The organism is Rhizobium sp. RM (genome assembly GCF_013390595.1).
GTDB lineage: Bacteria > Pseudomonadota > Alphaproteobacteria > Rhizobiales > Rhizobiaceae > Agrobacterium.
This window is the reverse complement of record NZ_JACAWV010000022.1, coordinates 771,131-798,062: the sequence shown is the minus strand read 5'-3', so window position 1 is coordinate 798,062 and position 26,932 is coordinate 771,131. Positions and strand designations below refer to the sequence as shown.

Sequence of the window (26,932 nt, the reverse complement as noted above, 5' to 3'; positions counted from 1 at the left end):
TCGAGGCAATGCCGGAGGTTTTCGAGTTGAGTTTTCAAGAATCGGCCAGCGGGGCGATGCGGCCAGAGAAAGAAGGAATGGTAAAATGACGATACAGCTGCAAAAGCCGGATATCACCGAGCTGAAGCCACGCATCACCGTTTTCGGTGTCGGTGGTGGTGGCGGTAACGCTGTCAACAACATGATCACGGCCGGTCTTCAGGGCGTCGATTTCGTCGTTGCCAATACAGACGCGCAGGCCCTGACCATGACCAAGGCAGACCGGGTCATTCAGCTCGGCGTCAATGTCACGGAAGGTCTCGGCGCCGGTTCCCAGCCGGAAGTCGGTCGCGCCGCTGCGGAAGAGTGCATCGATGAGATCATCGATCACCTGAACGGCACGCACATGTGCTTCGTCACCGCCGGTATGGGTGGTGGCACCGGCACGGGTGCTGCTCCGGTTGTCGCGCAGGCCGCACGCAACAAGGGCATCCTGACCGTTGGCGTCGTCACCAAGCCTTTCCACTTCGAAGGCGGTCGCCGTATGCGTCTTGCCGAGCAGGGTATCGAGGAACTGCAGAAGTCCGTCGACACGCTGATCGTCATTCCAAACCAGAACCTCTTCCGTATTGCCAACGACAAGACGACTTTCGCTGACGCCTTCGCCATGGCCGACCAGGTTCTCTACTCCGGCGTTGCCTGCATCACCGACCTGATGGTGAAGGAAGGTCTCATCAACCTCGACTTCGCTGACGTTCGCTCGGTCATGCGCGAAATGGGCCGTGCAATGATGGGCACCGGTGAAGCTTCCGGTCCGGGCCGTGCAATGCAGGCTGCAGAAGCGGCAATTGCAAACCCGCTGCTCGACGAAACCTCGATGAAGGGCGCACAGGGCCTGTTGATCTCCATCACCGGTGGTCGCGACCTTACCCTGTTCGAAGTCGACGAGGCTGCGACCCGAATCCGCGAGGAAGTCGATCCGGACGCCAACATCATTCTCGGCGCGACCTTCGACGAAGCTCTGGAAGGCCTCATCCGCGTGTCCGTCGTTGCGACCGGTATCGACCGCGTTCCTGGCCAGATGGAGCAGAACGTCGCCGACATGCGTGCAGCAGCCGCTGCGAAGCCCCTTATCCGTCCTTCGGCGGCCGTTGCTCCGGCTCCGGCCGCAGTTCAGCCTGCCGCAGTCTCGCAGGCACCGAAGGCCGTAGACCCGATCGCACAGACCATCCGTTCGGCAGAAGCTGAAATGGAACGTGAACTCGGTTTTGCAACGCAGCAGCCTGCTCAGGACTTCCGTCCGCAGAGCAAGCTTTTCGCATCCGCTCCGGCTGAAGCTCCCGCAGCCCTGCGTCCGGCCGCTCCGGTACAGCAGGCCGCACCAGCGCCTGTCGCTCCGGCACCTGTCTATCATGCGCCTGAGCAGGTCGCCGCACCGGCACCACGCATGCAGCCGCAAGCTCCGGTCTACCAGGAGCCTGCTCCGGTTGCCCGTCAGCCTGAGCCTGTCCGTATGCCGAAGGTCGAGGACTTTCCTCCGGTCGTAAAGGCAGAGATGGATCACCGTGCGCACGCCGCTCCTGCTGCACAGGAAGAGCGTGGCCCGATGGGTCTTCTGAAGCGCATCACCAACTCGCTTGGCCGCCGCGAAGAAGAAGAAGTTCCGTCCGACATGATGGATGCTCCGAGCATGGCTCCGCAGCCGCGCCGCCAGCTTTCGCCGGAAGCAAGCCTCTACGCACCACGTCGTGGCCAGCTTGACGATCACGGCCGTGCAACGCCTGCTTCGTCCAGCAACCACGAAGACGATCAGCTCGAAATCCCGGCGTTCCTGCGCCGCCAGTCGAACTGAGCTGACGATTCTATCGCAGTCAGAAAAGCCCGGATCGCAAGGTCCGGGCTTTTTGTTTTGGTGACGCTTTTAACGGTAAATTAATTCATTTTTTCAATGATTTAGTCTTGTAACAATCCGAAACGAACAGTGATTTGTTCTTAGACCTACATGTGCGTATGTATGAACCTGGGTAAAGGATTTTACTGATGCTTCCGGTCGTGAATGACCGGCGAAAACAGGAGCGGCGCTGCCATCGGCGCGGTTCATAAAACAAGGCACATACGCATGACTATCGGACTGCTCGGATTTCAGACAACCATCGCAAATGCTGTTCAGCTTAAAGGCATTGGCGTGCATTCCGGCAATCCGGTTTCGATGACCTTCCAGCCGGCAGAAGCCGGAACGGGCATCGTGTTTCACCGCCTCCATGAGAATGGCAGTGTAACGGAGTTGAAGGCGGTTTCTTCCAATGTCGGCAATACCGACCTGTGCACCGTGCTTGGTCGTTCGCTATCCCAGTCAGTGGCGACGATCGAGCACGTCATGGCGGCTATCTATGCCATGGGCATCGACAATCTCGTTGTCGAGGTTGATGGTCCGGAAGTTCCGATCATGGATGGCAGCTCTGCGCCCTTCATTGAAGCGATCGAAGCGGTTGGCGTCAAGAATCTCGGTGTGAAGCGCCGTTACATTCGTGTGACGAAGCCTGTCCGTATCGATGCCGGTGCATCCTGGGCTGAGTTCCGTCCGTATGACGGCACGCGATTCGAAGTGGACATCGATTTCGATACGCCGCTGATTGGCAAGCAGTCCTGGAAGGGTGACCTGACGGCTGAGAGCTTCAAGAATGAATTGTCCCGTGCACGGACCTTTGGTTTCATGCGTGACGTCGAGCGGCTCTGGGCTGCCGGTTATGCGCTTGGTTCCTCGCTTGAGAATTCGGTCGTCATCTCCGACGACAACACGGTCATCAACATGGAAGGCCTGCGTTACGCGAAGGACGAGTTCGTCCGCCACAAGACGCTGGATGCCGTTGGCGATCTGGCGCTCGCCGGCGCACAGTTCATCGGTTGCTACCGCTCCTACCGCGGAGGCCACAAGGTCAATGCCAACGCATTGAAGGCTCTTTTGAGTGATCGCTCTGCCTATGAAATTGTTGAGGCACCTGCAGCGCGCAGCCAGATGGTTCGCGCTCGCGAGTTCGTTGCTGTCAACATGCCGGAATTCGCACCCTGGTCTGCATAAGCCAGTTTGCAGCATCAATTGACGGAAAAGCCGCTCCATAAACTGGGGCGGCTTTTTTCTTTGCCGGACCTGTAACTCGCTGCAGTAACGGCGATATTCGTATTTGCCGTCGAAAAGTCGGATTCGATTTTCACAACACAGGTCGTATCGATTGCGGGATTTACGGCATCCTTTGTGCGTTCAAATGGTTGCAGGGCGCTCCAATGCCATAAAAATGCGTTAATGCGTCATCATTGCGTTGCCCTGCGGATGCTTTTATGGCTAGAACGCCAATACAAAGCCGATGCTTATGTATTTGCGCGGGAAGTGGGAACTGTCGAATGAAGCATGTAGGGTCTGGTGCAATGAAGAGTACGATGCGCGGAATCGCGGTGTCGTTGATGTTGGTCGGCGCCAGCGTGGCGGTTACGGCCTGCCAGTCCGATCCGGATATCGACATCACCAAACTCGGCATGGAAACCGATCCGCCGGATGTTCTGTACAAGCAGGGTCTTGCCAACATGAACGCCGGTAACATGACCGAAGCCTCTCGCAAGTTCGAGGCGATCGACAAGCAATATCCGTTCACGGAATGGGGCCAGAAGGCACTTGTCATGCAGACGTTCATTGCCACGCGTCAGAGCAAGAACGACGTGGCGATTGCTGCCGGTAGCCGTTTCCTGCGCCAGTATCCGCGTTCCAAGGATGCGGCTTACGTTCAGTACATGATCGGTCTTGCCTATTCGAAGCAGATTTCTGACGTCACGCAGGACCAGCGCGCTGCCCAGCGTACCGTTGAGGCGATGAGCAAGGTGGTGAACGACTATCCCGATTCGGAATATGTCGCTGACGCCCAGGCAAAGATCCGTTTCGCACGCGACCAGCTTGCAGGCCGCGAAATGCAGGTCGGCCGTTATTATCTGGAACGCAAGGAATATCTGGCGGCGATTTCGCGCTTCCGCATTGTTGTGGAGCAGTACCAGAACACCAACCAGATCGAAGAAGCTCTGGCGCGTCTGACGGAAGCCTATTTTGCGATGGGTCTGGTCGACGAGGCACAGACGGCTGCAGCCGTTCTCGGCAACAATTATCCAGACAGCCAGTGGTATGCTGATTCCTTCAAGCTGCTGAAAAACGGCGGGGTTGAGCCGCGTGAAAACAAGGGCTCCTGGATTTCGCGTGCCGGCAAGAAACTGATTGGCGCTTGAGATAGGGCATAGACCATGCTGGTCCAGCTCTCGATTCGCGATATCGTTCTGATTGAAAGGCTCGACCTCGGTTTTGAGGCGGGCCTTTCCGTGTTGACGGGGGAAACCGGCGCCGGAAAGTCGATTCTTCTCGACAGTCTGTCTCTGGCCCTTGGTGGTCGTGGTGATGGCGGACTGGTTCGCCATGGCGAAGAGAAGGGCCAGGTCACGGCGAGCTTCGAAGTGCCACAGAACCATCCCGCCCGCGCGCTGCTGCGGGAAAATGGCCTGGATGACGATGGCGACCTGATTTTCCGTCGGGTGCAATCCTCTGACGGACGTACCAAGGCTTACGTCAATGATCAGGCCGTGAGCGTGCAGATGATGCGCCAGCTCGGCCAGACACTCGTTGAGATTCACGGGCAGCATGATGATCGCGCGCTCGTCGATACCGATGCGCATCGCGCGCTTCTGGACGCCTTTGCGATGCTGGGAGATGAGGTGCGGACCGTTCAGGGCCTCTACCGAACCTGGAAGGACGCTGATCGCTCACTGAAGACCCACCGTGCAAAGGTAGAGGCTGCAGCCCGCGAAGCGGACTATCTGCGAGCCTCCGTTGAAGAACTCGAGGGCCTGTCGCCGCGTGATGGCGAAGAGGACGAACTGGCTGAACGCCGTGCCGTGATGCAGAAGTCAGAGCGCATTGCCGGAGATATTGCCGAGGCAAGCGAGTTCCTGAACGGCAATGCCTCGCCTGTTCCGATGATCGCTTCGATGATGCGGCGGCTGGAGCGCAAGAGCCATGAGGCTCCAGGTTTGCTTGAAGAAACCGTGCAATTGATGGACGCGGCGCTCGACAGCCTCTCCAACGCACAAATGGAAGTGGAAGCAGCGCTCCGGCGTACAGAGTTCGACCCACGCGAGTTGGAGCGTGTCGAAGAACGCCTGTTTGCGCTGCGTGCCGCAGGCCGCAAGTACAATGTCGCGGTGGCAGACCTGCCGGCGCTCGCCGAACGCATGGTGGCTGACCTTGCCGATCTCGATGCTGGTGAAGAACAGCTTGGCAAGCTGGAAGCCAATCTCGGTGTTGTGAAGGCCGCGTTCGATAATGCCGCCACGGCTTTGTCGGAGAAGCGACACAAGGCTGCCGGTTCGCTGTCTGAGGCCGTTATGGCGGAATTGCCTGCGCTGAAGCTCGAACGGGCACGTTTCTCCGTCGAGGTTGCTTCCGATGCGCAGCAGGCGACGGCCGACGGCATCGATACTGTGGAGTTCCAGGTTCAAACCAATCCTGGTACGCGTCCCGGGCCGATCATGAAGGTGGCTTCCGGCGGTGAATTGTCCCGCTTCCTCCTGGCATTGAAGGTGGCGCTTGCCGATCGTGGCTCGGCGCCAACGCTTGTCTTCGACGAAATCGATACCGGCGTGGGTGGTGCTGTTGCTGATGCGATTGGCCAACGGCTTCGTCGGTTGTCGAAAACGGTGCAGGTGCTTTCGGTTACCCACGCGCCGCAGGTTGCCGCGCGTGCCGTAACGCACCTTTTGATCTCCAAGGGGCCGTCCGGCGACGGCAGCGAGCGCATTGCCACCCGGGTTGCCACCATGCAGCCGGAGCACCGTACGGAAGAAATTGCCCGCATGTTGGCCGGTGCCTCGGTGACAGACGAGGCGAGGGCGGCGGCGGCACGCCTTCTGGCTGCAAAGGACTAGCTCGCCGCTGTGGGCGGCGAGGCAAAACTGTTTTGCTTGTATTCTGTTTCGGCTAAAAGCGTTCGGTAATTCACAACGAGGCCGCCATGTCGAACGACCACATTCCAGTCGAAAAACTGACCGAGCTTGAAGCGTCTTCCGAGCTTGCGTTTCTGGCGGCCGAACTTTCGCGGCACGATGCGCTCTATCACGGTAAGGATGCGCCGGAGATTTCCGATGCGGACTATGATGCGCTGAAACGCCGGAACGATGCGATCGAGATGGCGTTCCCTGATCTGGTTCGCGCTGACAGCCCGTCAAAGAAAGTTGGCTTCACGCCACTTCCAACCTTTGCGCCGATCGTGCATGCGCGCCCCATGCTGTCGCTGGACAACACGTTTTCGGACGAGGACGTGCAGGACTTCGTGGCCTCGGTCTATCGCTTCCTCGGCCAGCTCCCCGACAATTCCATCGCCTTTACCGCCGAACCCAAGATCGACGGACTTTCCATGTCGATCCGCTACGAGAACGGCAAGCTGAAGACTGCGGCGACGCGCGGCGACGGCACCACGGGTGAGAATGTTACCGCCAATATCCTGACCATCAAGGAAATTCCCAATACTCTGCCTGCCGGTGCGCCGGATGTGGTGGAGGTGCGTGGCGAAGTCTACATGGCGAAGAGCGACTTTCTTGCGCTCAATGCCCAGATGGAGGCCGAGGGCAAGCAGACCTACGTCAATCCGCGCAATACGGCGTCCGGTTCGTTACGGCAACTCGATGCCAACGTAACGGCAAAACGCAAGCTGCGGTTTTTCGCCTATGCACTTGGCGAGGTTTCGAATGGTGGCCAGCCGACGCGCCTGGCCGATACGCAGTTCGGCATCGTGGAGACGTTCAAAGCCTGGGGTTTCCCTGTCAACCCGTTCATGAAACGATTCACGTCTGCCGAGCAATTGCTTGAGCATTATCGGGAAATCGGCATCGCGCGTCCTGACCTCGATTACGATATCGATGGCGTTGTTTACAAGGTGGATCGGCTTGATCTGCAGGAGCGGCTTGGTTTCCGTTCGCGCAGCCCACGCTGGGCGACGGCGCATAAATTCCCGGCCGAACAGGCCTTCACCACGGTCGAGAATATTGAAATCCAGGTCGGCCGCACTGGCGCGCTTACACCAGTCGCGCGTTTGACGCCCGTGACGGTTGGCGGTGTCGTGGTGACGAACGCGACCTTGCACAATGCCGACTATATCAATGGCATTGGCAACAATGGTGAGCGCATTCGACCGGAGGATCATGATATCCGCATTGGCGACACGGTCATCGTTCAGCGCGCAGGAGACGTGATCCCGCAGGTTCTTGATGTCCTGCTGGAGAAGCGTGAAGCCGGTTCGACCCCTTATGCGTTTCCGGAGAAATGCCCCGTCTGCGGCAGCCACGCCGTGCGCGAACGCAATGAAAAGACCGGCAAGCTCGATTCGGTGACCCGCTGCACCGGCGGTTTTGTCTGCCGTGCGCAGGCGGTGGAGCACCTGAAACATTTCGTGTCTCGCAATGCCTTCGATATTGAAGGGCTTGGCACCAAGCAGATCGATTTCTTTTTCGAAAGCGAAGATCCCACCCTGTCAATCAAGACAGCGCCGGATATCTTCACGCTCAAGTCGCGGCAGGACGCGTCACATCTGACCAAGCTTGAGAATATCGATGGGTTTGGCAAGGTCAGCGTCAAGAAGCTCTTCGATGCAATTGACGCACGCCGTGAAATTGATCTTCACAGGCTGATCTTTGCGCTCGGTATCCGTCACGTCGGTGAGACGACGGCCAAGCTTCTGGCACGCTCTTATGCGACCTATGCCCACTTCGAGGAGAGCATGAAGGCAGCAGCCGATCTTTCCGGTGATGCCTGGGTGGAGCTCAACAGTATCGACGGTATCGGTGAGGTCGTGGCGCGCGCTATTGTGGAGTTCTACAAAGAGCCGCGCAATATCGACGTGATCGATCGTCTGATTCGGGAACTGCAGCCCAAGGAAGCCGAAAAACCCTCCACTGATGGTAGCCCGGTTGCCGGTAAAACGGTGGTGTTTACCGGGTCGCTGGAGAAGTTCACACGCGATGAAGCCAAGGCACGTGCGGAAAGTCTGGGCGCTAAGGTTGCCGGGTCAGTGTCGAAGAAGACCGATATTCTGGTCGCAGGGCCGGGGGCAGGCTCCAAGCTCGCCAAAGCCGCCGAGCTTGGCGTTCAGACGATGGACGAAGACGAGTGGCTGGCTCTGATCGGGGGATAAACACCGATGGATGACCGCCTTTGGGTTTCCTCGGAGCAGGTCGTTGCCCTTGTCGCAGACCAGTTTCCCCAATGGGCGGATATGCCTGTTCGTCCGGTCGATCATGGCGGCTGGGACAATCGCAGCTTCCGGCTTGGGGAAACGATGCTGGTGCGGATGCCGAGTGCTGCACGTTACGTTCCTCAGATCGAAAAAGAGCATGTCTGGTTGCCGAAACTGGCGAGCGCTTTGCCGGTCCCCATTCCGGTGCCACTGGCGCGCGGTGAGCCTGGGGAGGGATATCCATATCCCTGGTCGATCTACGCGTGGCTTGAAGGCGATCCGCTTGTCCAATGTCTAGGCCGCGTCGATCTGTCGGTGCTCGCCGATGACGTTGCGAGTTTCCTGATCGCCTTGCATGCCATTGACGCTTCCAATGGGCCACCTGCCGGGGATCACAATTTTCATCGGGGCGGTTCGCTCAGCGTCTACGATGATGAGGCGCGACTGGCAATGTTGGCGCTCCAGGATGAGGTTGATCCGACGCTGGCGCGCGAGGTTTGGGAGCTTGCGCTTTCCAGTCATTGGCAGGAAAAGCCGGTCTGGGTCCATGGCGATATCGCCGAGGGCAATTTGCTGGTCAGCAACAATCGCCTGGCGGCCGTGATCGACTTTGGCAGTTCCGGCGTTGGCGATCCGTCGTCCGATCTCATTCTGGCGTGGAACGTGCTCGATCATGAGAGCCGCGCAGTCTTCCATACCGCGCTGGGTCTCAATGAAGCGGTATGGCAGCGCGGACGCGGATGGGCGCTGTGGAAGGCACTGATTACGCTTGCAGCCCATCGCGACAGGAGTGGGGAGCTTGCCGAATGGTCGCGGCGAACCATCCGGCACGTGTTTGAGGATCACCTGGTGCAGCGTTACTCTTGAGCGTTGCTATCGCAGCCGTGCCATGAGGTAGGAGTCGGCATAGGTGCCGTTGCGAAATGCATAGTTCCTCAATGTGCCTTCGATCTCAAACCCGAATTTTTCATAGAGGCGCACGGCGGCTGTGTTGTCCGTAAAAACGGTGAGGTCAATCCGATGGATGTCGTGCCAGTTTTCTGCCGCATCGATCAGCGCGGCCAGAAGTCTGGAGCCGATGCCTTTGCCGACGAAATCGTCATGGATGCCAATCCCCAGTGTCGCGACATGCTTCTGCCTGCCGGATTTCGCATGCAGCCCGGCATTTCCCAGGATACGGCCGCGCCACTCAGCCGCGACGACGATATCCGAGCGCGAAAGTCCCTCGATGTATTGACGTGTGCATGCCACGCTCTGAAAGGGCTGGCGCAACGTGCCGAGGCGGACGCCCGGCAGGTTGAGGACATCGGTCAGACCTTCTGCGTCGTCTGGTCTGATCCCACGAACGATCAGGTCGTCGATCCTGAAGTCTGAAGAGGGTGGAGTACCATCTTGTGGCTGTGGCATCGCTGTTCTCCTTGATTGGGCCGGAGAGCAGGTATCCAAATTGCCCTGCTCTGGCGGCAGGGCTGGATGGACAAAGATCGCTGGTCTACTGCGCCAATGCTCCATCGCCCGCCGGTTTACCGGAGGTGATGATGTTAAGCATCGTATTTTTGGACTGTGCGATCATGTTCGGAAGGATGCTGATGCCATGCGCTGCTGTCAACGCCCGTTGTCGTTTTAGGCGAGTTTGAACCGTCTCAGCAGCCTTCCGTCGATCGCGGCAAGCCCGGCGGCGATCATTGCCATGCCGGCGAAATGTTTGGGTTCCAGACGTTCGCCAAGGAACATTGAGCCGAGCAGGATGGCGCTGACGGGAATAAGGAAGGTAACGAGGGCAAGGTTGGTCGCTCCCGCCGTTGCCAGAATACGGAAGAAGATCAGGTAAGCGAGCGCAGTTGACAGCAGCGCAATTCCGACCAGCGCTCCCCAGGTTTCCAGGCCAGGCATCGTCAGTGTCCACGGTTTGTCGATCAAAAGCGCAAGCGGGATGAGCATGAGCGTAGACGAGGATATCTGGCCTGTTGCCGTCATCAGCGGTGGTACACCCATCGCCTTGAAACGGCGTCCGAAGATGCTTGCAAACGCGTAGGAAATGGCCGCTCCCAAGATGGCGATCTGTCCCCAGAACCCCGATGTCGCGCCGGCGAATGCCGTTGACCCGATCATCGTTGCGACACCCGCAAAGCCGATCAGAACGCCTGCCAGCTTGTTGCCGGTCATCTTTTCGTCGGTGGTAAGGAAATGCGCGACGATCACCGTAAATAGCGGGGTCGTGGCGTTCAGAACGGAGGCGAGGCCGCTGGCAATATGTGTCTGGCCCCAGACGATCAGGCAGAAGGGAATGATGTTGTTCAGCAAGCCCATGCCGAAAAAGGCGCGCCATACGGCTCCCTGGCGGGGCAAATGAAGGCCCATGACGCGGCAAACAATCAGCAGTGCGATTGCGGCCAGGAAAACTCGCAATGTCACAATCGTCACCGGTGGCAGTTCTTTCACTGCGATGCCGATAAAGAAGAACGATCCGCCCCAGAGCAGGGATAGTGTGACCAGCATCCCCCATTCCTTGGCGTCCATTTGTTTTGGTGTCGACATGATCGTCTCCCTCTCCGAAAGTCGAATATTCCCAAACTAATCGGCCAAACACCACCCGATATGAGTTGAGTTTTCCTCGACAAATTCTCTTGTCGATCTGGTTGTTCTGGCTGATTTATGCTTATTTATCTCCGATTTCTTTTGGTTTTCAAACGATTGTTTCTCGCTGGATGATTGAGGTGAACTAAACTATGGCTGCCGAACTTCCATCTTTGAAAGGCTTGCAGGCATTTGAGGCGGCAGCACGCTACCGCAGTGTAACACTCGCATCCAACGAGTTGAGCGTGACACCCGGTGCCGTAAGCCTGCAAATCCGCGAACTCGAATCCCGTCTCGGCGTGCAGCTGTTTTTCCGCCGGCCCCGTAGCATTCAGTTGACGCGTGAAGGGGAACGATATTACGGCGCGCTTCGCACGGCGTTTCGGATGATGCGCGAGGCGACGGCGGAACTGACGGCCAGGTCCGGGATCTCGGTTCTGACCTTGAGCTGCACGCCAACCTTCGCCGCGCAGTGGCTGATGCCAAGACTTCCGGCATTTCAGCAACAGAACCCGCATGTCGATGTCCGCATCAGCGTGACCAATCGTCTGGTGGATTTCTCGAAGGATGATGTCGACCTAGCCGTTCGGCACGGGTATGGCCGCTATGAGGGGCTGGAGAGCATCAGGTTCATTGATGACAGCACCTTGCCGGTCTGTTCGCCAATTCTTATCGAAAAACGTGGCCCTCTTCGGACCCCCGGCGATCTGCAATCCGTTCCGCTTCTGCACGATGAAAACCGGAACGAATGGCGGCTTTGGCTGGAAACGGCCGGAGCGATGGATGTCGATGCATCCGGCGGAACCGTGTTCATCGACAGCAACGGTGCGCTTGATGCTGCCAAAGCAGGGCATGGTGTTGCACTCACCCGGCGTTCGCTTGTGTCGCGGGAGCTTGCTGAAGGGACGTTGTTAGCGCCGTTCGAGAAGGATATCACCAGCACGCTGGCCTATTTCCTCGTTTTCCCGCAACGGGCGCTGGATAATCCCGATCTCGTGAAGTTGAGAGACTGGATGCTTTCCGAGGCCGGCTCAGCCACTGACGGTTCTCTTTGAGGCGAAACCGGTTTATGCCGGGATGCTGAAAGAACGGGAATCACTCTTGAAAACCATCGCCATCGACTTCGAAACCGCCAATGAGGAGAGGGGAAGCGCCTGCTCCGTTGGATTGGCATGGATAGAACAGGGTGAGATCGTCCGGGTCGAGGAGCGGCTCATCCGGCCGAAGGACATGCGGTTTTCGCCTTTCAATATTGCCGTTCACGGCATTCGTCCGGCTGATGTCGAGGATGCGCCGGAGTTCCCGGACGTCATGGAAGAGTTCATTGACGATTTTCACGACGCCACAATGATTGCCCACAACGCAGCCTTCGATTTCAGCGTCATGCGGGCTTCATTCGACAAATATCGGCAGCGTTATCCGCGCTTGTCCTATTTGTGCAGCGTCAAGATTTCCCAGCGCGTGTGGCCGCAACTGCCATCTCACAAACTCAACGTCATCGCCGATCATCTTAAGCTTCGTTTTGTGCATCACAATGCGGCGGAAGATGCCGTGGTTTGCGCTGCAGCCGCGATCGCTGCAACAAAGGCACTCAAGGTTGCGGATATTCGCGAGGTGCCGGACAGGATCGGCATGGTAGCCGGTCGGCTGACGGCCACCGGCTACGAGCCGTGCAGCATGAAAAAACGCGTCGCTTCGCGGGTTGCCTGACCGGTCGGACTTCCTATCTTTCATCTGGGTGCAATGGAGAACATGCGATGAAGACGAAGGGTTTGCTGTCGCTTTTTGCAGGATTTCTGGCTGTGCTACCGGTGACAGTCGCGCATTCCGAAGTCGTTGGCGAGGTCGGGGTCGACTGGATCGGCAACGACATTGTCGTCGAGGCTATCGCCGATCCCAAAATCAGTGGGGTGACGTGCCACGTCACCTATTTCGAACGTGGTGTCATCGACCGGCTGAAAAATGGCAACTGGTTTGAAGATCCGTCGAACAATGCCATTTCCTGCAGCCAGACCGGCCCGGTCGAGATTGGCGACATCAATCTGTCCAAGGGCGGTGAAGAGGTTTTTCGGCAGGGCATGTCTCTGGTCTGGAAAAAGCTTGTTGTCAGCCGTGTCTACGACAAGACGAATGACACCCTGATCTATCTTATCCACGCCAGGGAACTGACAGACGGTTCTGCCAAGATGGCGATCTCCACGGTGCCGCTCTACAATCAGCCGGTCACATGGAAAAACGGCAAGCCGTGAGGCCTGCCGTTCAAATCAATCTCGATTTTTTGTTTGGTCCCGTCAGGCGGCTTCGCGCGCCAACTCGTCAGCAATGACGGTGTCGAGGTTGAGGAAGCAGACCATGCTTTTTTCCAGTGCGACGATGCCGCGGCAGAAACTGCGCTGTTCTTCAGGGATGATATCTGGTGCCGGCTGCAGATCTTCCGAGCGGATGGTCATCATGTCGGAGACCTGCTCTACCAGCAGGCCGACAAGCTTGCCGCCAATATCGGTGACGATGATGGCGGAACGTTCGGACGGTTCGGTCATCTTCATGCCGAGGCGGCCTGCCATGTCGATGACAGGGATGACGGCGCCACGCAGGTTGATGAGGCCCAAGACGTAGGGCGGTGTGTGCGGCATCGGCGTAACCGGCGCCCAGCCGCGGATTTCGCGGATCGCCATGATGTCGATGCAGAATTCCTGATCGCCGAGATGGAAGGAAACGATTTCGAGATACGCGCCGGATTGCTTGATGGCGTTGGACATGGCCGGAACTTTCCCCTGATGGCTCTCTGGCAGGCCTGTGTGATATGGAGGCTCTATGCGGTAGCGGGAGTTTCCCCGGAGGACATCATGTCGGTGCTTGAAAACCGCTGGCGGCGATAATGCGCTGCAAGCTTTTAAACATTCCCTAACATTTGCGCCGATGTGCCTCGAAACGGCACGTATTTTTGGGTGTTCTCGCGTGGCAGAAAGCCGGTTATAATCGTTGTCATGAACGAACTTCTTTCCAGTCCGCTTAAATTTGCGCTTGCCGGCATCGCGACCGCTGCCGGATTGGCCGTCGTGCTTCTGACGTTCGACGGATGGGTGAAGCATGGTACGGACATTTTCCTTTCCGCCGTCCAGAGCGGAATTTCCTGGTGTTTCTGAGAGATTGATCGGCGTCGAATGTTTGTGACAAATCAGCGCGGTCGGCGGAAATACGTCGAGTTGATTTGCGGCCGCTGTCACGGTTGATTATCCAGACGGCGAAGGTCGGCGGTATTCGCTGATGGGCAGGATCGAAACATGAGAAATATTCGCATCGCATTGTGGGCCGTTGTCGTCGTTCTTGGCGGTGTCATTGGCTGGCTGACGCTGGAAATGACCAAGTCGCGTGAGCAGATGGTGGAGGCGCCTTACGGCGTGCCCTTCGAACTGACGGCCCAGAATGGTCAGACGATTACTGAGAAGAACTTCTCCGGCAAGCCAACTGCTCTTTTCTTCGGTTTCACCCATTGCCCTGAGGTCTGCCCGACGACGCTTTTCGAGCTGAATGGCTGGATGGAGCAGGTCGACCCGGCCGGTGACAAGATGCAGGCCTATTTCATCTCCGTCGATCCCGAGCGGGATACACCTGAAATCATGCAGCAATACGTCTCGAATGTCTCAAAGCGGATTATCGGTGTCACCGGTTCGCCCGAGCGGATTGCAGAGACGCTCAAAGGCTATCGCATCTATGCCAAGAAGGTGCCGGTCGATGATAAGGATCCGAACGGTGACTACACGATGGATCATACGGCATCGGTGATCCTGCTCGATGCGAATTCACGCTTTGTGTCGACCATCGCTTATGGTGAAAACCCTGATGTTGCCGTTGAGAAGCTGAAAAATCTTCTGAAAAGCTAAGTCGCAAATACATCGCGTCGCGGACAAAACCGAGCCGAGTTTCACGCTGGGTTATTGGACTTGCGGGTTTTTTGTGGCAAAGGCAAACGCAGACCCGCAGCCAAGGAAAGCAGCCCGCCGTGAGCGAAATTCGACTTTACGTCACCACGACCGAAATCAAGGCCGGTGAAATTCTCGATCTCATGTCGGATTATTTCGGCGAAGAGGATGTTGCGATCGCCACGACCGAAGTGGACGAGAAACGCGACATCTGGGAAGCGTCGATCTATCTCATGGCTGAGGAGGAGGAGGAATATCGCGAGCGCTTCGCAGCGCTGCTCGAGCCCGCTTTCTCCGGCCTCGTCATTGAACAGGAAGCTGTCCCGGATATCGACTGGATCGCGAAGTCGCTTGAAGGCCTGAAGCCCGTTCGGGCAGGGCGTTTCATCGTTCATGGCTCGCACGATCGCGACAAGGTTCGGGCCAACGATCTTGCGATCGAAATCGAGGCCGGACAGGCATTCGGTACCGGTCACCACGGCACGACGGCCGGCTGCCTGGAAATGATCGAAGATGTGCTTCGCGCCCGCACGGTTCGCAACGCGCTCGATCTCGGCACCGGTAGCGGCGTGCTGGCAATTGCCGTTCGCAAGATGCGGCCGATCCCGGTTCTTGCCACCGATATCGATCCGATTGCCGTCAAGGTCGCAAAGGAAAACGTTCGTTTGAACGGTATTGCTTCCGGTATGACGCTGGAGACCGCTCCAGGTTTCCATTCCGATGCGTTTCGCAGACACGGCCCGTTTGACCTGATCATCGCCAATATTCTGGCGCGGCCGTTGATCAAGATGGCACCACAGCTCGTTTCGCACCTGGCGCCGGGCGGTACGGTCATTCTGTCTGGAATTCTGGCGTCGCAACGCTGGAAGGTGCTTGCCGCCTATAACGGCGCGCGGCTCTCGCATGTCCGCACGATCTGGCGCAACGGCTGGGTCACACTGCATCTTCGCAAGGACTGAACTCTTCTTCACAGCATAAAAAAGGCGGCGCTTTCGCGCCGCCTGTGATCAGTCTTGCTGATCTAACCCGCGAGTCGAGGAGGAGGAACTCAAGCGGGTACACGTATTCCAGTCTCAGACGCGGTGGAGGGAGGAGATCCGCGCCTGGAGGCAATCAGAATACGTAGCTGGACTTTGCCTTGCGGCGAAGCTCTGCGCGGTTCATGCCAAGCGCTTCGAGCGACTTGTCGTCGAGGTTGAGCAGGGCTGCGTCGACGTGGCGGCTTACCTGACGCTCGCGTGCTTCAATAACGCGATCGAAAGCCGTGCGGAGGAAAGACTTTGCCATTTTTCAAATCCTTGGTTGTACGGAGAAGTTTGTCTCCCCGCTCGATGATCTGAATATAAGCGATGCCATTTTGCTTGGTTAGGGGTCTGATTTCACGGTAGGTATGCGTATTTCGCATGTCTGTCGATCCAATGTATGACTAATGGAATGCGTAATGCATATTTTTTGTGCCAATTTCATTGCTTGAAACGTTGTCTGCCGGCATGCCATTGTCGGCTGCCGTGACCGCTTTGCCGGTCATGCCAATCACCACATCAAGATGACAGCATCCGGAAAACACTCATGTTCCAGACCTTCGAAAACAAATCCGCGCCGCAATTCGGCAAGGCCCGCGTTGACGCCCTTCGTGCCCGCTTCGATGCTTTGGGGATCGATGGTTTTCTGGTGCCGCGCGCCGATGAATATCAGGGCGAATATGTGCCTGAGGCATCGGAACGGATGGCCTGGTTGACGGGCTTTACAGGGTCTGCGGGGATTGTGCTTGTCACGCGCGATCAAGCGGTCGTTTTCGTTGATGGCCGTTACACGACGCAGTTGACGTCGCAGGTCGATCAATCTGTCTTCAGCGGCGGCGATCTCGTCGGTGCTCCGCCATCGATCTGGTTATCGGAACATGCCCAGCAAGGCTTTCGTCTTGGCATCGATCCCTGGCTCCACACCGATGCGGAGCTGAAGCGTTTTGAAAAAACCTTGGTCGGCAAGGGTGGCAAGGTGGTTCTGTTGGAAAAGAACCCGCTGGATGCACTGTGGGAAGGTCGTCCGTCCGAGCCGCTGGAACCGGTGACGATCCAGCCGGATGCCTTTACCGGCAAGCTCGCGAAAGACAAGATCGCCGCGGTAGCCGAGACGGTACAGTCAAAAGGCGCTCAGGCCGCGCTGGTGACGGACCCGTCGTCGATTGCCTGGATCTTCAATATTCGCGGCAACGACGTTCCACACACACCGCACCCGCTGGCACGTGCCATCATTTATGCGGATGGAAAGGCCGATATTTTCCTCGATAAGCGGAAAACCGGGATCGAGGTCGAGGCTTATCTGGCACAGCTTGCGACGCAGTTGCCACCGTCCCAGATCGAACCACGCCTGCATGCCATTGCCAGCGCTGGTGGGCGTGTGATGGTCGATATCGATCTGGCGCCCGTTGCCCTGACCCGTGCAATCACCGCGGCTGGTGGCGATCTTGTCGAGGCGGTCGATCCCGTCCGGTTGCCGCGCGCCTGCAAGAACGAAGCGGAGCTTGCCGGCTCTGCGGCGGCGCACGTTCAGGATGGTGCGGCGATGGTCGAATATCTCTGCTGGCTGGACAGCCAGAAACCGGGCAGCATCAGCGAGATCGAGGCCGTAAAAGCGCTTGAGGCGGCACGCGCACGGGTGGGGCAGGCCATGCAGAACCCGCTCAAGGATGTCTCGTTCGATACGATTTCCGGGGCAGGGGAACATGCCGCGATCATTCACTACCGGGTGACGACGGAGAGCGATCGTGCTCTCAAGGATGGCGAGATGTTCCTCGTCGATTCCGGTGCACAATATGTCAATGGAACCACAGATATCACGCGCACGGTTGCGATCGGCTCCGTGCCGGACGAACAGAAGCGCTTTTTCACGCTGGTACTCAAAGGCATGATTGCTATCAGCCTGGCGAAGTTTCCAAAGGGATCGCGCGGATGCGATCTCGACCCTCTGGCGCGTATCGCTTTGTGGAAAGCCGGTGCCGATTACGCGCACGGAACCGGGCATGGTGTCGGCTCTTACCTTTCTGTTCATGAAGGGCCACAGCGTATCTCGCGGCTTGCAACACAGGAACTGCTGCCCGGCATGATCCTGTCGAACGAGCCCGGTTATTATCGACCCGGCGCTTTCGGCATCCGTATCGAGAACCTGATTTATGTCCGTCAGGCGGAAGATGTGGAGGGTGGCGATCAGCCGATGCTGTCATTCGAGACGCTGACCTGGTGCCCGATCGATCGCCGACTGATCGTTACGTCACTTTTGACCGACGAGGAACTGGAGTGGCTGAATGCTTACCACGCCACCGTGTCCGAAAAGGTTTCGCCGCTGATAAGCGATGCAAACGTGAAGGCATGGCTGGTAGAGGCCACAAAGCCCCTTATGCGATAACGAAATGGCGCAGGGCGATGACAACCGCCCAGCCAGCCACGAGCATGGTCAGTCCCTGAAAACGCAGGCAGACAATCAGCGCGGCAACCATTCCGATCTTGACCTCGTATCCGCCTTCGAAAAAGGCGGGTGCGACGAGCGTGGTGAGAACCGCGACGGGAACGGCATTCAGGCCCGCCTCCATTCGTGGTGGAATGGACTTCATGCGTGTCATCAACACGTAACCACCAATTCGCGTCAGATAGGTGGCGATGGCCGCGAGGGCAATCAGCAGGAGCGTGTCAGCATGAAAAATGTCGCTCATCGGTTTTCTCCCTCGTTCGCGCCGCTCGTGTCCGGCGACGGCGGGTAGAGAACTGCAACGAGGATGCCGACGAGCGCTCCAAGGCTGACATGCCAGGGTGATCCAACGAAATGATAGGCAGCCGTGGCTCCGACCGCGCTTGCCAACATGACGGGGTAAAAATTGGCGCGTGTTCTGAAGCTCAGGACCATGCCCATGAAGTAGATCGGCAGGAGGACATCCAGGCCAATCGCTTTGGGATCGCCGATCAGGTTGCCGAGCGATGCGCCAATGATCGTCATCGCAAGCCAGAATACATAGACTGGCGTGGCAAAACCAACATACCAGGAAAATCCAAGCGTCTGACCGTTTTCATACCGCCTGACGGCTTCGGCGAATTGCGGGTCGACGAGAAGGAAAAAGCCTGCCGTCTTTTGGGCAAAGCTCCAGTGCGCAATCATCTTCGCGATGGCCGCGGAATAGAGGATATGACGGAAGTTGACCGCAAAAACCGAGAGCACGATCAACCACGGCGCAACCTTCTGGCCGAACAGTTCTATGCCGACAAGCTGGCTGGCACCCGCATAAACGGTGCCGCTCATAATGGTTGCCTCGACCACGCTCAGACCATTGTCCACGGCAACGGCGCCAAAAAGAGCACCGAAGGGCGCGGCGGAAAGGGCAATCGGAAGGCCGTTTCGAAGGCCTTCGCGAAAATCTGCGTCAAACATCTGTGATAACTCCTGATGACGCTGCTCCTATAACCCCGCATGCTGGATGGCAAACGAATTGGATGAATGGATCGATTGATTCCCTTGAACATGAAGGGGATTGTCGCCGCATCGTCCGGAAATGGATTTGTTGTCCTTGCCCAATGACAGTCAGCCTTCATCAGCAATAAAGACTGGGTCGGTACGTGGCCTGTGCCTGGGTGCGATCAGGCGCGCAATATGTCCCGGCTTTTAATGGTCGTTGCGCCCTTCGCCTGCATGGAGGCGATCGCGGTCTTTATGCCTTTGGGGTCAATTCCGCGACTTGCGTCCTCGATAAATCGAACCTTGACGCCAGGGAGCATGTCGATGGCGTCAAGAACGGAGAAGCTGACGCAATAGTCCGTCGCCAGGCCACAGATATCCAGTACGGTAACGCCCTGGCGGCTAAGATAGTCGGCAAGACCTGTTGCCGCATACTGGTCGTTGTCGCGAAAGGCGGAATAGCTGTCGACAGCAGGGTTCTCGCCCTTCTGCTGGATATAGTCGAAAGCTTCCGTCTTCAGGTCGGGATGGAATTCGGCGTCTGCCGTTCCCTGCACGCAATGATCTGGCCACATCATTTGTGGTTTTCCGGACAGTTCACCCATGTCGAAAGGCTTTTTGCCGGGATGTTGAGATGCGAAACTGCCGTGGTTTTCCGGATGCCAGTCTTGCGAGGCGACGATGAGGTCATATCCGCCATTGTCGATCAAGGCGTTGGCGACCGGGACCACCTTGTCACCATCAGCAACGGCAAGATTACCGCCAGGGCAAAAACCGTTCTGAATATCGATGAGCAACAGAGCCTTCATGATGGACCTCCCGAATTGTTACCAGGAGGATGCCAAGCCACGATTTTTCGATCAAGTCCTTTATGAACCGCCTTCTGGCAAGAGGCATTCGGCGCAGAGTGTCAATGACACTTGTCCCGGTCCTGCCGCAATTGCAGCAAATTTTCGGCCAAGTCGCCCGTTACCTGACCACGCGGCGAAGAAGGTGCTCTGTCCCTTCAGGGTACGGAAAAGATATGCCGCACGACCTGTCGCCTTAATGCGCTGATCTTGATGACATGTTTTTTCAGGGGCACGTAAAGGATTTGGTTACCATAATTCGTCATGCTTCGAACCAGTCAGTTCCGAAACCGGCGAGATCATTGTCCGCGATTCGGATACCCCAAATTTCCTCCGGCTTCAGCCGGATCTGCGTGAACGGTTCGAGTAACGAGTATCATGGCGTTTTCTGCTGCAGCCTATAGTGGCTCCGGCCTTGCCGGTGTGTCTTCCGCCAAGAGAGGAAAATCCTCATCTCTTGGCCGTATTTCGGCCCTCCTGGCCGGCGGAGCATTTGCAGGCCTGTGTGCGATCACGGCCTTTGCGTCTCTGCATACCATGGCGGCTGCCTCACATGGTGTCGGCAATTTCGAAAAGACACTTGTTGCCCGGCTGGGATCGGCTGAAACCGCAATTGTCGAGACCGCGGAACGGAACATTCACGTCCGCAAATTTTCCCGCCTGAATGATCAGGGCCGTGGCAATGAAAAGGCGCAGCGTCTTGCGAGCCTGGCGCCTCAGATCAATTCGAAGGAGTTTACCGACCGTTTCGGTGCTGCCGCCAACGCGAAAGCGCAGGCGCATGTCCGAGAGGTTGCTGCTCTGAAACCGGCAGCCATCGTCGATTCTGCCCTGGGTCGGACCTCTGAAGTCGCTTATCGCGGTCCTGTCGCCGAACACCCTGCCTTTGAGGTTGCTCTAGCACGGCCGCAGATTGAAGAAGAAGCCAGCACTGTGCTTCCCAACGATGTTCCGTTGCCGAGTTTCCGGCCGGAACTGGCTGCTGCGGAAACTGTCGAACCGTCGCCACGTCCGGCTTTGCCGAAAACCCAGGATCAGTCCTCACAAATTGCCGAGGTTCCGGTGCCGGCCCGTGCCCCCGCGCAGCCGAAGCAGAGTACGGGTGCGATGCTTGCATTCGCAAAGCCCGACAATCCGGTGCGTGAGCCCAGCAAGATGGATGCTGTTCCATGGCCGGATCGCGGCGGTGGAACTGCTATCTACGATATCTCTTCCGGTGTCGTGCATATGCCGAATGGTGAGAAGCTCGAAGCGCACTCTGGTATCGGCAAGATGCGCGACAATCCTGAGTATGTTCACGTGAAGATGCGTGGTTCCACGCCGCCATCCAGCTACAAGCTGACCATGCGCGAAGCGTTATTTCATGGTGTGGAAGCCATTCGCCTGACGCCGGAAAACGGTGTCAATCCGCACGGCCGCAACGGTCTGCTGGCACATACCTACATGCTGGCGAAACGTGGTGAATCGAATGGTTGCGTCGTGTTCCGCGATTACTCACGCTTCCTCGCAGCGTTCAAGCGCGGTGAGGTGAAGCGCATGGTCGTGGTGCCGAAGCTGAACGGCAACCGCCCCACACTGGCCAGCACCGGTGGTAATGGCGGCGCGAAAAGCGGCAAGACACTGCTCGACATGTTCTCGCGTGGGTCGGACTCCTGACCTTGTTGCGACAAGACACAGGCGTCTGCGGTAGAGATCGGCGTTAGAACGTCCTACTTGCCGCGCCGCTGGGTCAGCATCATTCCACCCAGGATCAGCAGGATACCGAGTGCGCTTGGCCACATATTCGGTGGGTTCTCACTGAAAAGATCCAGCAAAACACCTGAGACCATCTGACCGCTGATGACCAGCAGGGCGGTGTTGACTGCGCCGATACGGGGGATGAGCCAGCTTCCCGACGCAATGAAAACCACGCCGATCGGCCCCCCGATGAAGGCGAGCCAAGGTGCATCGGCTGCACCCGGCGGTATCAGACCGCCAAAGATCAGCCCGATGATCGTCAGCACAACAAAGCCGACGATATGGTTCCAGAACGATGCAATCAGCGGTGAGTTGGAAAGGCTGAGCCGACCGTTGATCTGGCGGCTCAGTGCCACGAAAAGACCGCCCGTGAAAGCCATCGCTATCCAGAGGATCATGATGCTCTCCCGACAAGAATGATGAGCGCGCTGCCGCCGAGGATCAGCGCGACAGCAGCCATGTCGCGCATATCCGGGCGTCGTTTCGGAAGGCCGAAAAGACCGAGGAGATCCGCCAGAAGACTGAAAATCACCTGTCCGCCGAGCCCAAGTGCGATAGTGCCCGACAGCGCCAGCGGCGAGTTGACGGCAGTGGAGGTGAGTATGACGATTGCCGCGCCGACGACACCACCACAATAGGCCCAAAGCGGTGCCTTCGGCTTGGCTGTTCCGTCCACTTCGGTCCTTCCACGCAGGATCGCCAGATAGATCAATGCTGCTACCGTGCCGGTGCCATGGGCTGTCCAGGACGAAAACAGCGCGTTTCCATAATGGGCAAGCTGGCCATTGAAGTGCACCATCAGCGTCAGAAGACAACCGCTGGCGAAAGCGGCAGCAAGGTGGAGCGGATTGAGACGGGGATGCGTCGTGTCAGTCATGGGAAGCCGGAGACTAGCTGGAGATGTGATTCAGCTCTAACCGATATGCCGTTGAAGAGGAAACAAATTTCCGGGTTTTCCCGGCATGTCATCGCGTGTGGAACAAATGCCGACGGCGGGCCGTTATCGTCCCATGCAAAAGACGACACGCAAGCCCCTTAAACGAATGACGATTTTCGTCATTTCCATCTTCATCGTCGCCGCTGTTGTCGCGGCAATCTATCTCATCGGTTTCACACCGGGAGAGGTCTGAGGTGCCTAGCCGGCCAGTCCTTTCCTGACCGGTTTTCCGCGTTCCAGCGCAACACGAAGTTTTGCAAACGCCAGGCGAACACCCCTGACGATGAATCGGCTTGTTTCCAGGTAGGCGCGGTAAGGAAGTACTGTGAAATATCGCCATCGCGGCAGGCGATAGATGCGCAGATTGTTCTGAATCTGGCTTTCGCCATCCGCATCCTGCGTCGCGCAAAGCGGTGCGATGAAAGCGGCCTTGATGCCGGAAAGATATTCCAGATCGAAGGCAATATCGTAGGCGAGCCGCATCGGCACCAGCCTTGATATCCAATTTGCCGCTTTGCGATTGACGAGATAGGCGCCCGATCCCTTTTCCCGCGTCAGCGCGATCGCCAGCGAGCGACCATTGGGAAGTGTGCGGAACGGAAATTTCCGCCCATTGCTGACGGTGGTCAGGCGCAACAAATCCCAGTCATTGCCAAAGAGAGATGCCTGATCGAGCGATTCCACGAAGTCAGGCTCGAAGGCGACGTCATCTTCCAGGATCAAGGCGAGATCAGCGTCAGTTTCGAGAAACTTGCGGACGCAGGCGATGTGGCTGAGATAACAACCGATTTCCGGTGGCGAGGTGCGGCGACCGTGCATCAGCATATAGGAGATTTCGCTGAATTCCGGGATGGGATAGTTCAGTTCCCTGCCGTTAACACCGGGAATACGGTCCGCAGTCAGTCCAGCAGCCTCGAGGCGGGACGTCATATCCTCAAGGCGTTTTTTCGCACCATCCATATTGATGAGGAAAACCGCGAGCTTTTTCTTGCTAGTCGGCAATATGTGCAAAACAGCCCTCACCAAGTTTGCGCATCTATGTCGGCATTTTCTTTATTGCAGCGCTGAACTCATGGCTACGCGAAAAGTTTTGTATCAAAACTTTTCTTCGGTTTTCATGCTTTTTCCACAAACCCATCCAGGACACGCTTTTGTCCGGCGCGGTCAAAATCGATCGTCAGTTTGTTCCCCTCTATCGCGACAATATTGCCATTGCCGAATTTGAGATGGAACACACGGTCCCCAACAAAAAATCTGGATGGCGTGTCTGCGACAGATTTCGCCACCAGTTCACCGTCGATGGTGCGGGTGCGAGGACCGCTTTCGCCGTAGCCGATGCGCTCGACCGCATGCCCGGACCGCGTGCCCCAATTGTCACGGGTGGCATCGGACCGGTTCTGCTGGGCACGTTTCCAGCCCGGCGTGGAATAGTTGTTCGCGAATGGATCTGCCTTGTCGAAGCGTGACTGGCCATAGCCACCGCGCCCGCCGTATCCTCCGTAATTACTGTCGGAAGCGGCAACATCGACATGCGCCGGAGGCAATTCGTCGAGGAAACGCGAGGGCAGGGTGGATTGCCACAGGCCATGAATGCGTCGGTTCGAGACGAACCAGATGTGGCAGAGTTTCTTGGCGCGGGTGATGCCGACATAAGCAAGGCGCCGTTCTTCCTCCAGACCGGAGCGACCGCCTTCGTCGAGGGCGCGCTGGTGCGGGAACAGACCTTCTTCCCAGCCGGGCAGGAAGACGGTGTCGAATTCCAGCCCCTTGGCCGAGTGCAAGGTCATGATGGAGATGGCGTCGAGCTCCTCGTTTTGCTCGGCATCCATGACAAGAGCGACATGTTCGAGGAAGCCACGCATGCTTTCGAAGGCTTCCATGGAACGGATCAGTTCCTTGAGGTTTTCGAGCCGGCCCGGCGCTTCCGCAGATTTATCCGCCTGCCACATGGCCGTGTAGCCGCTTTCGTCCAGGATCTGTTCGGCAAGCGCCGTATGTTCGGTGTTTTCGAGCAGGCCCTGCCAGCGGCGGAAATCCTGTACGACATCGAACAGCGCTTTGCGTGCTTTAGGCTTCAACTCATCGGTTTCAATGATATCGGCTGCTGCCGCCAGCATCGGAATGTCGCGGGCGCGGGCATAATCGTGAAGCGCGCGGATCGTCGTGTCGCCAAGGCCACGTTTGGGCGTGTTGACGATCCGTTCGAAGGCAAGATCATCCGCCGGCTGGCAGACCATCCGGAAATAGGCCATGGCATCGCGAACCTCCATGCGCTCATAGAAGCGCGGGCCGCCGATGACGCGATAGTTCAAGCCAAGCGTGACAAAGCGGTCTTCGAATTCGCGCATCTGGAACGAGGCGCGGACCAGAATCGCCATGTCGTTGAGTTTGTGGTTCTTGCGCTGAAGCTGCTCGATTTCCTCGCCAACCGCACGGGCTTCCTCTTCCGAGTCCCAGGCTGCGTGCACGACGACCTTTTCGTCATCCGGGCTACTTTTTTCGGTGAACAGTGTCTTACCGAGACGGCCTTCATTGTGGGCGATCAGATGCCCGGCTGCGCCCAGAATATGCTCGGTCGAACGATAGTTGCGTTCGAGCTTGATGACCTTGGCGCCTGGAAAATCCTTGTCGAAGCGCAGAATGTTGTCCACTTCCGCACCGCGCCAGCCATAGATCGACTGGTCGTCGTCGCCAACGCAGCAAACGTTCTGCGTCTCACCCTTGGCGCGCTGCGCCAGCAGCCGCAGCCACATATATTGGGCCGTGTTGGTGTCCTGATACTCGTCAACGAGAATATATCGGAACTTCTGGTGATAGTCCTTCAGGATATCCGCATGGCGGCGGAAGATGCTGATGGGATGCAGAAGAAGGTCGCCGAAGTCACAGGCATTCAATGTCTTCAATCGCGCCTGATAGGCAGCGTAGAGTTCACGACCTTTTCCATTCGCAAACGCGCGGCTGTCACCTTCCGGAATATCGGGCGGTGTCAGCCCCTTGTTCTTCCAGTTGTCGATCATGCCGGCGAACTGTTTTGCCGGCCAGCGCTTGTCATCAAGACCTTCGGCCTGAATAAGCTGCTTCAGAAGTCTGACGACATCGTCGGTATCGAGAATGGTGAAGTCGGTTTTCAAGCCTACGAGTTCGGCATGGCGTCGCAACAGTTTCACACCGATGGAATGGAAGGTGCCGAGCCACGGCATGCCTTCGACAGCGCCGCCGACCAGAACGCCAATACGCTCCTTCATTTCGCGGGCGGCCTTGTTGGTGAAGGTCACCGCAAGGATCTGGCTTGGATAGGCTCTGCCGGTCGCCAGGATATGGGCAATACGTGTCGTCAGAACGCGGGTCTTGCCGGTGCCTGCACCAGCCAAAACGAGGACCGGGCCATCCAGCGTTTCCACCGCTTCACGCTGTTCGGGGTTGAGACCGGACAGATAATCGGGAGCGGGACGAGCCTGATCGCGGGCTGCCATGGCGCGCGCAGCGATGCCCAGTCCACCAGCGGAGGGGGCTGCTGGTGACTGACGGCGTGGCTCGGAGGGTTCTTCATCGAAGAACGGCATATCGTCGAAACTTTTGCTCATGCGGCCCAATGTAGTGATTCGGGATGTAAAGGCCAGAACCACGTTCTGCTTTTATTCCGGTATCGCCCGCCAAAACGCCTATTCCAAGGCATTTTTCGATCAGGCGGGTTTATCTGCGTCGAAGGCAGGGTCAACGGGCACCTGCAGCGCCGTCGCAAGCTGGTTTGTCTTGGCGGCAAGAGCAATCACCCGCAGCAAATCCGCATGTTCGGCTGAAGTCATGCCCTTGGCTTTTGCCGCCGCCGTGTGGGAGTGAGCACAATAAGAGCATCCATTGGTCACCGAAACTGCGATGTAAAGCATTTCCTTGACGAGGGGATCGAGCGCTGACGGCGTCGCCATAACCGCTTTAACCTCGGCCCAGGTCTTTTCCAGAAGGTCGGCATCGAAGGCGAGATAGAGCCACATATTGTTGATGAAATCCGATTTCCGGGTGGCGCGGATGTCGTCGAAGACTGCTTTGACGCGCGGATCTGTTTCAGGATTTGGGTGTTTTTCTACGGTGCTCACTGTTTCCTCCTGTCGTCATTGCTTCGTAGGGCAATGGATCGGGAGATTACCGCAACAGCAGATATTTGCGATGGCAATGCGATGCCCTGTCGGTACGGCCATAAAACCATTCAAATTACAATTACGTAAGGAACGT

Annotated in this window: 26 protein-coding genes; 14 read left to right on the top strand and 12 right to left on the bottom strand. The window is 57.5% G+C overall.

The window, feature by feature from the left end:
- The first annotated feature begins 85 nt into the window (after positions 1 to 85).
- The 6 genes from ftsZ to HWX89_RS20450 all read left to right on the top strand — a co-directional run bounded on the left by ftsZ (position 86) and on the right by HWX89_RS20450 (position 9,104).
- Positions 86 to 1,831 carry a cell division protein FtsZ gene (ftsZ, locus tag HWX89_RS20475; protein ID WP_138790979.1) on the top strand — a complete coding sequence of 582 codons (1,746 nt, stop codon included), beginning with the start codon at positions 86 to 88 and terminating at the stop codon, positions 1,829 to 1,831.
- A gap of 267 nt (positions 1,832 to 2,098) precedes the next feature.
- Entirely contained in the window at positions 2,099 to 3,058 is a 960-nt protein-coding gene (lpxC, locus tag HWX89_RS20470) for a UDP-3-O-acyl-N-acetylglucosamine deacetylase (protein ID WP_138790978.1), read from the top strand.
- Positions 3,059 to 3,378: 320 nt separating this feature from the next.
- A complete protein-coding gene (locus HWX89_RS20465; protein WP_138790977.1) occupies positions 3,379 to 4,245 on the top strand; it encodes an outer membrane protein assembly factor BamD in 867 nt (288 codons plus the stop codon).
- A gap of 15 nt (positions 4,246 to 4,260) precedes the next feature.
- Complete coding sequence (gene recN / locus HWX89_RS20460; protein ID WP_138790976.1) at positions 4,261 to 5,934, top strand: DNA repair protein RecN; 1,674 nt, start codon at positions 4,261 to 4,263, stop codon at positions 5,932 to 5,934.
- 86 nt (positions 5,935 to 6,020) lie between these two features.
- Positions 6,021 to 8,195 (top strand): NAD-dependent DNA ligase LigA, encoded by a 2,175-nt coding sequence (ligA, locus tag HWX89_RS20455; protein ID WP_138790975.1) that lies wholly within the window; start codon positions 6,021 to 6,023, stop codon positions 8,193 to 8,195.
- A gap of 6 nt (positions 8,196 to 8,201) precedes the next feature.
- Complete coding sequence (locus HWX89_RS20450) at positions 8,202 to 9,104, top strand: aminoglycoside phosphotransferase family protein (RefSeq protein ID WP_138790974.1); 903 nt, start codon at positions 8,202 to 8,204, stop codon at positions 9,102 to 9,104.
- 6 nt (positions 9,105 to 9,110) lie between these two features.
- Here the strand turns inward: HWX89_RS20450 and HWX89_RS20445 are convergent, their stop codons facing one another.
- Together HWX89_RS20445 and HWX89_RS20440 are read right to left on the bottom strand one after the other, a co-directional pair.
- Entirely contained in the window at positions 9,111 to 9,644 is a 534-nt protein-coding gene (locus HWX89_RS20445) for a GNAT family N-acetyltransferase (protein ID WP_138790973.1), read from the bottom strand.
- Positions 9,645 to 9,860: 216 nt separating this feature from the next.
- Positions 9,861 to 10,775: a DMT family transporter gene (locus HWX89_RS20440; protein ID WP_178340847.1), complete on the bottom strand. Its 915-nt coding sequence runs from the start codon at positions 10,773 to 10,775 to the stop codon at positions 9,861 to 9,863.
- 191 nt (positions 10,776 to 10,966) lie between these two features.
- Between HWX89_RS20440 and gcvA the strand changes: the two genes are divergently transcribed.
- The 3 genes from gcvA to HWX89_RS20425 are packed head-to-tail and all read left to right on the top strand — an operon-like array spanning position 10,967 to position 13,063.
- Positions 10,967 to 11,869 (top strand): transcriptional regulator GcvA, encoded by a 903-nt coding sequence (gene gcvA / locus HWX89_RS20435; protein ID WP_138790972.1) that lies wholly within the window; start codon positions 10,967 to 10,969, stop codon positions 11,867 to 11,869.
- Positions 11,870 to 11,915: 46 nt separating this feature from the next.
- Positions 11,916 to 12,524, top strand: a complete 609-nt coding sequence (locus HWX89_RS20430) for a 3'-5' exonuclease (protein WP_138790971.1) — start codon at positions 11,916 to 11,918, stop codon at positions 12,522 to 12,524.
- Between the two features lie 47 nt (positions 12,525 to 12,571).
- Entirely contained in the window at positions 12,572 to 13,063 is a 492-nt protein-coding gene (locus HWX89_RS20425; RefSeq protein WP_138790970.1) for a CreA family protein, read from the top strand.
- 42 nt (positions 13,064 to 13,105) lie between these two features.
- On the opposite strand, the gene HWX89_RS20420 is transcribed toward HWX89_RS20425, so the two are convergent.
- Positions 13,106 to 13,573 (bottom strand): chemotaxis protein CheW, encoded by a 468-nt coding sequence (locus HWX89_RS20420; protein ID WP_003522339.1) that lies wholly within the window; start codon positions 13,571 to 13,573, stop codon positions 13,106 to 13,108.
- A 228-nt stretch (positions 13,574 to 13,801) separates the two neighbouring features.
- Here HWX89_RS20420 and HWX89_RS20415 point away from each other — a divergent pair, with 228 nt between their 5' ends.
- From HWX89_RS20415 to HWX89_RS20405, 3 genes are all read left to right on the top strand, one after another.
- Positions 13,802 to 13,960: a hypothetical protein gene (locus HWX89_RS20415; protein WP_178340846.1), complete on the top strand. Its 159-nt coding sequence runs from the start codon at positions 13,802 to 13,804 to the stop codon at positions 13,958 to 13,960.
- Between the two features lie 138 nt (positions 13,961 to 14,098).
- The gene (locus tag HWX89_RS20410; RefSeq protein ID WP_138790969.1) at positions 14,099 to 14,698 is read left to right on the top strand and encodes an SCO family protein; all 600 of its coding nucleotides are present in this window, start codon (positions 14,099 to 14,101) and stop codon (positions 14,696 to 14,698) included.
- A 119-nt stretch (positions 14,699 to 14,817) separates the two neighbouring features.
- Entirely contained in the window at positions 14,818 to 15,696 is an 879-nt protein-coding gene (locus HWX89_RS20405) for a 50S ribosomal protein L11 methyltransferase (RefSeq protein WP_138790968.1), read from the top strand.
- Between the two features lie 154 nt (positions 15,697 to 15,850).
- Here the strand turns inward: HWX89_RS20405 and HWX89_RS20400 are convergent, their stop codons facing one another.
- Positions 15,851 to 16,024 carry a hypothetical protein gene (locus HWX89_RS20400; protein ID WP_178340845.1) on the bottom strand — a complete coding sequence of 58 codons (174 nt, stop codon included), beginning with the start codon at positions 16,022 to 16,024 and terminating at the stop codon, positions 15,851 to 15,853.
- A 282-nt stretch (positions 16,025 to 16,306) separates the two neighbouring features.
- On the opposite strand from HWX89_RS20400, the gene HWX89_RS20395 reads away from it, so the two are divergent.
- Complete coding sequence (locus tag HWX89_RS20395; RefSeq protein WP_138790967.1) at positions 16,307 to 18,142, top strand: aminopeptidase P family protein; 1,836 nt, start codon at positions 16,307 to 16,309, stop codon at positions 18,140 to 18,142.
- Here HWX89_RS20395 and HWX89_RS20390 read toward each other — a convergent pair.
- The 3 genes from HWX89_RS20390 to pncA all read right to left on the bottom strand — a co-directional run bounded on the left by HWX89_RS20390 (position 18,132) and on the right by pncA (position 19,989).
- A complete protein-coding gene (locus HWX89_RS20390; protein WP_138790966.1) occupies positions 18,132 to 18,446 on the bottom strand; it encodes an AzlD family protein in 315 nt (104 codons plus the stop codon). The genes HWX89_RS20395 and HWX89_RS20390 overlap by 11 nt on opposite strands.
- Positions 18,443 to 19,156 carry an AzlC family ABC transporter permease gene (locus tag HWX89_RS20385; RefSeq protein ID WP_138790965.1) on the bottom strand — a complete coding sequence of 238 codons (714 nt, stop codon included), beginning with the start codon at positions 19,154 to 19,156 and terminating at the stop codon, positions 18,443 to 18,445. Before HWX89_RS20385 ends, HWX89_RS20390 begins: the two co-directional genes overlap by 4 nt.
- Before the next feature lie 206 nt (positions 19,157 to 19,362).
- Positions 19,363 to 19,989 (bottom strand): bifunctional nicotinamidase/pyrazinamidase, encoded by a 627-nt coding sequence (gene pncA / locus HWX89_RS20380; RefSeq protein WP_138790964.1) that lies wholly within the window; start codon positions 19,987 to 19,989, stop codon positions 19,363 to 19,365.
- Between the two features lie 417 nt (positions 19,990 to 20,406).
- On the opposite strand from pncA, the gene HWX89_RS20375 reads away from it, so the two are divergent.
- Positions 20,407 to 21,684, top strand: a complete 1,278-nt coding sequence (locus HWX89_RS20375) for a DUF2778 domain-containing protein (protein ID WP_138790963.1) — start codon at positions 20,407 to 20,409, stop codon at positions 21,682 to 21,684.
- Between the two features lie 53 nt (positions 21,685 to 21,737).
- Here the strand turns inward: HWX89_RS20375 and HWX89_RS20370 are convergent, their stop codons facing one another.
- From HWX89_RS20370 to HWX89_RS20350, 5 genes are all read right to left on the bottom strand, one after another.
- Entirely contained in the window at positions 21,738 to 22,163 is a 426-nt protein-coding gene (locus HWX89_RS20370; protein WP_138790962.1) for a DMT family transporter, read from the bottom strand.
- A complete protein-coding gene (locus tag HWX89_RS20365; RefSeq protein WP_138790961.1) occupies positions 22,160 to 22,642 on the bottom strand; it encodes a DMT family transporter in 483 nt (160 codons plus the stop codon). Before HWX89_RS20365 ends, HWX89_RS20370 begins: the two co-directional genes overlap by 4 nt.
- Positions 22,643 to 22,900: 258 nt before the next feature.
- The gene (locus HWX89_RS20360; protein ID WP_138790960.1) at positions 22,901 to 23,713 is read right to left on the bottom strand and encodes a glycosyltransferase family 25 protein; all 813 of its coding nucleotides are present in this window, start codon (positions 23,711 to 23,713) and stop codon (positions 22,901 to 22,903) included.
- A 104-nt stretch (positions 23,714 to 23,817) separates the two neighbouring features.
- A complete protein-coding gene (locus HWX89_RS20355; RefSeq protein WP_138790959.1) occupies positions 23,818 to 26,286 on the bottom strand; it encodes an ATP-dependent helicase in 2,469 nt (822 codons plus the stop codon).
- Between the two features lie 99 nt (positions 26,287 to 26,385).
- The gene (locus HWX89_RS20350; protein WP_138790958.1) at positions 26,386 to 26,796 is read right to left on the bottom strand and encodes a carboxymuconolactone decarboxylase family protein; all 411 of its coding nucleotides are present in this window, start codon (positions 26,794 to 26,796) and stop codon (positions 26,386 to 26,388) included.
- Between the last annotated feature and the right edge of the window lie 136 nt (positions 26,797 to 26,932).

What these genes read in the sequence shown, in the direction of transcription:
- ftsZ (WP_138790979.1), top strand. Translation starts at nt 86, where the DNA reads ATGACGATACAGCTGCAAAAGCCGGATATCACCGAGCTGAAGCCACGC.
- lpxC (WP_138790978.1), top strand. Translation starts at nt 2,099, where the DNA reads ATGACTATCGGACTGCTCGGATTTCAGACAACCATCGCAAATGCTGTT.
- HWX89_RS20465 (WP_138790977.1), top strand. Translation starts at nt 3,379, where the DNA reads ATGAAGCATGTAGGGTCTGGTGCAATGAAGAGTACGATGCGCGGAATC.
- recN (WP_138790976.1), top strand. Translation starts at nt 4,261, where the DNA reads ATGCTGGTCCAGCTCTCGATTCGCGATATCGTTCTGATTGAAAGGCTC.
- ligA (WP_138790975.1), top strand. Translation starts at nt 6,021, where the DNA reads ATGTCGAACGACCACATTCCAGTCGAAAAACTGACCGAGCTTGAAGCG.
- HWX89_RS20450 (WP_138790974.1), top strand. Translation starts at nt 8,202, where the DNA reads ATGGATGACCGCCTTTGGGTTTCCTCGGAGCAGGTCGTTGCCCTTGTC.
- HWX89_RS20445 (WP_138790973.1), bottom strand. Translation starts at nt 9,644, where the DNA reads ATGCCACAGCCACAAGATGGTACTCCACCCTCTTCAGACTTCAGGATC.
- HWX89_RS20440 (WP_178340847.1), bottom strand. Translation starts at nt 10,775, where the DNA reads ATGTCGACACCAAAACAAATGGACGCCAAGGAATGGGGGATGCTGGTC.
- gcvA (WP_138790972.1), top strand. Translation starts at nt 10,967, where the DNA reads ATGGCTGCCGAACTTCCATCTTTGAAAGGCTTGCAGGCATTTGAGGCG.
- HWX89_RS20425 (WP_138790970.1), top strand. Translation starts at nt 12,572, where the DNA reads ATGAAGACGAAGGGTTTGCTGTCGCTTTTTGCAGGATTTCTGGCTGTG.
- HWX89_RS20420 (WP_003522339.1), bottom strand. Translation starts at nt 13,573, where the DNA reads ATGTCCAACGCCATCAAGCAATCCGGCGCGTATCTCGAAATCGTTTCC.
- HWX89_RS20415 (WP_178340846.1), top strand. Translation starts at nt 13,802, where the DNA reads ATGAACGAACTTCTTTCCAGTCCGCTTAAATTTGCGCTTGCCGGCATC.
- HWX89_RS20410 (WP_138790969.1), top strand. Translation starts at nt 14,099, where the DNA reads ATGAGAAATATTCGCATCGCATTGTGGGCCGTTGTCGTCGTTCTTGGC.
- HWX89_RS20400 (WP_178340845.1), bottom strand. Translation starts at nt 16,024, where the DNA reads ATGGCAAAGTCTTTCCTCCGCACGGCTTTCGATCGCGTTATTGAAGCA.
- HWX89_RS20395 (WP_138790967.1), top strand. Translation starts at nt 16,307, where the DNA reads ATGTTCCAGACCTTCGAAAACAAATCCGCGCCGCAATTCGGCAAGGCC.
- HWX89_RS20390 (WP_138790966.1), bottom strand. Translation starts at nt 18,446, where the DNA reads ATGAGCGACATTTTTCATGCTGACACGCTCCTGCTGATTGCCCTCGCG.
- HWX89_RS20385 (WP_138790965.1), bottom strand. Translation starts at nt 19,156, where the DNA reads ATGTTTGACGCAGATTTTCGCGAAGGCCTTCGAAACGGCCTTCCGATT.
- pncA (WP_138790964.1), bottom strand. Translation starts at nt 19,989, where the DNA reads ATGAAGGCTCTGTTGCTCATCGATATTCAGAACGGTTTTTGCCCTGGC.
- HWX89_RS20375 (WP_138790963.1), top strand. Translation starts at nt 20,407, where the DNA reads ATGGCGTTTTCTGCTGCAGCCTATAGTGGCTCCGGCCTTGCCGGTGTG.
- HWX89_RS20370 (WP_138790962.1), bottom strand. Translation starts at nt 22,163, where the DNA reads ATGATCCTCTGGATAGCGATGGCTTTCACGGGCGGTCTTTTCGTGGCA.
- HWX89_RS20365 (WP_138790961.1), bottom strand. Translation starts at nt 22,642, where the DNA reads ATGACTGACACGACGCATCCCCGTCTCAATCCGCTCCACCTTGCTGCC.
- HWX89_RS20355 (WP_138790959.1), bottom strand. Translation starts at nt 26,286, where the DNA reads ATGAGCAAAAGTTTCGACGATATGCCGTTCTTCGATGAAGAACCCTCC.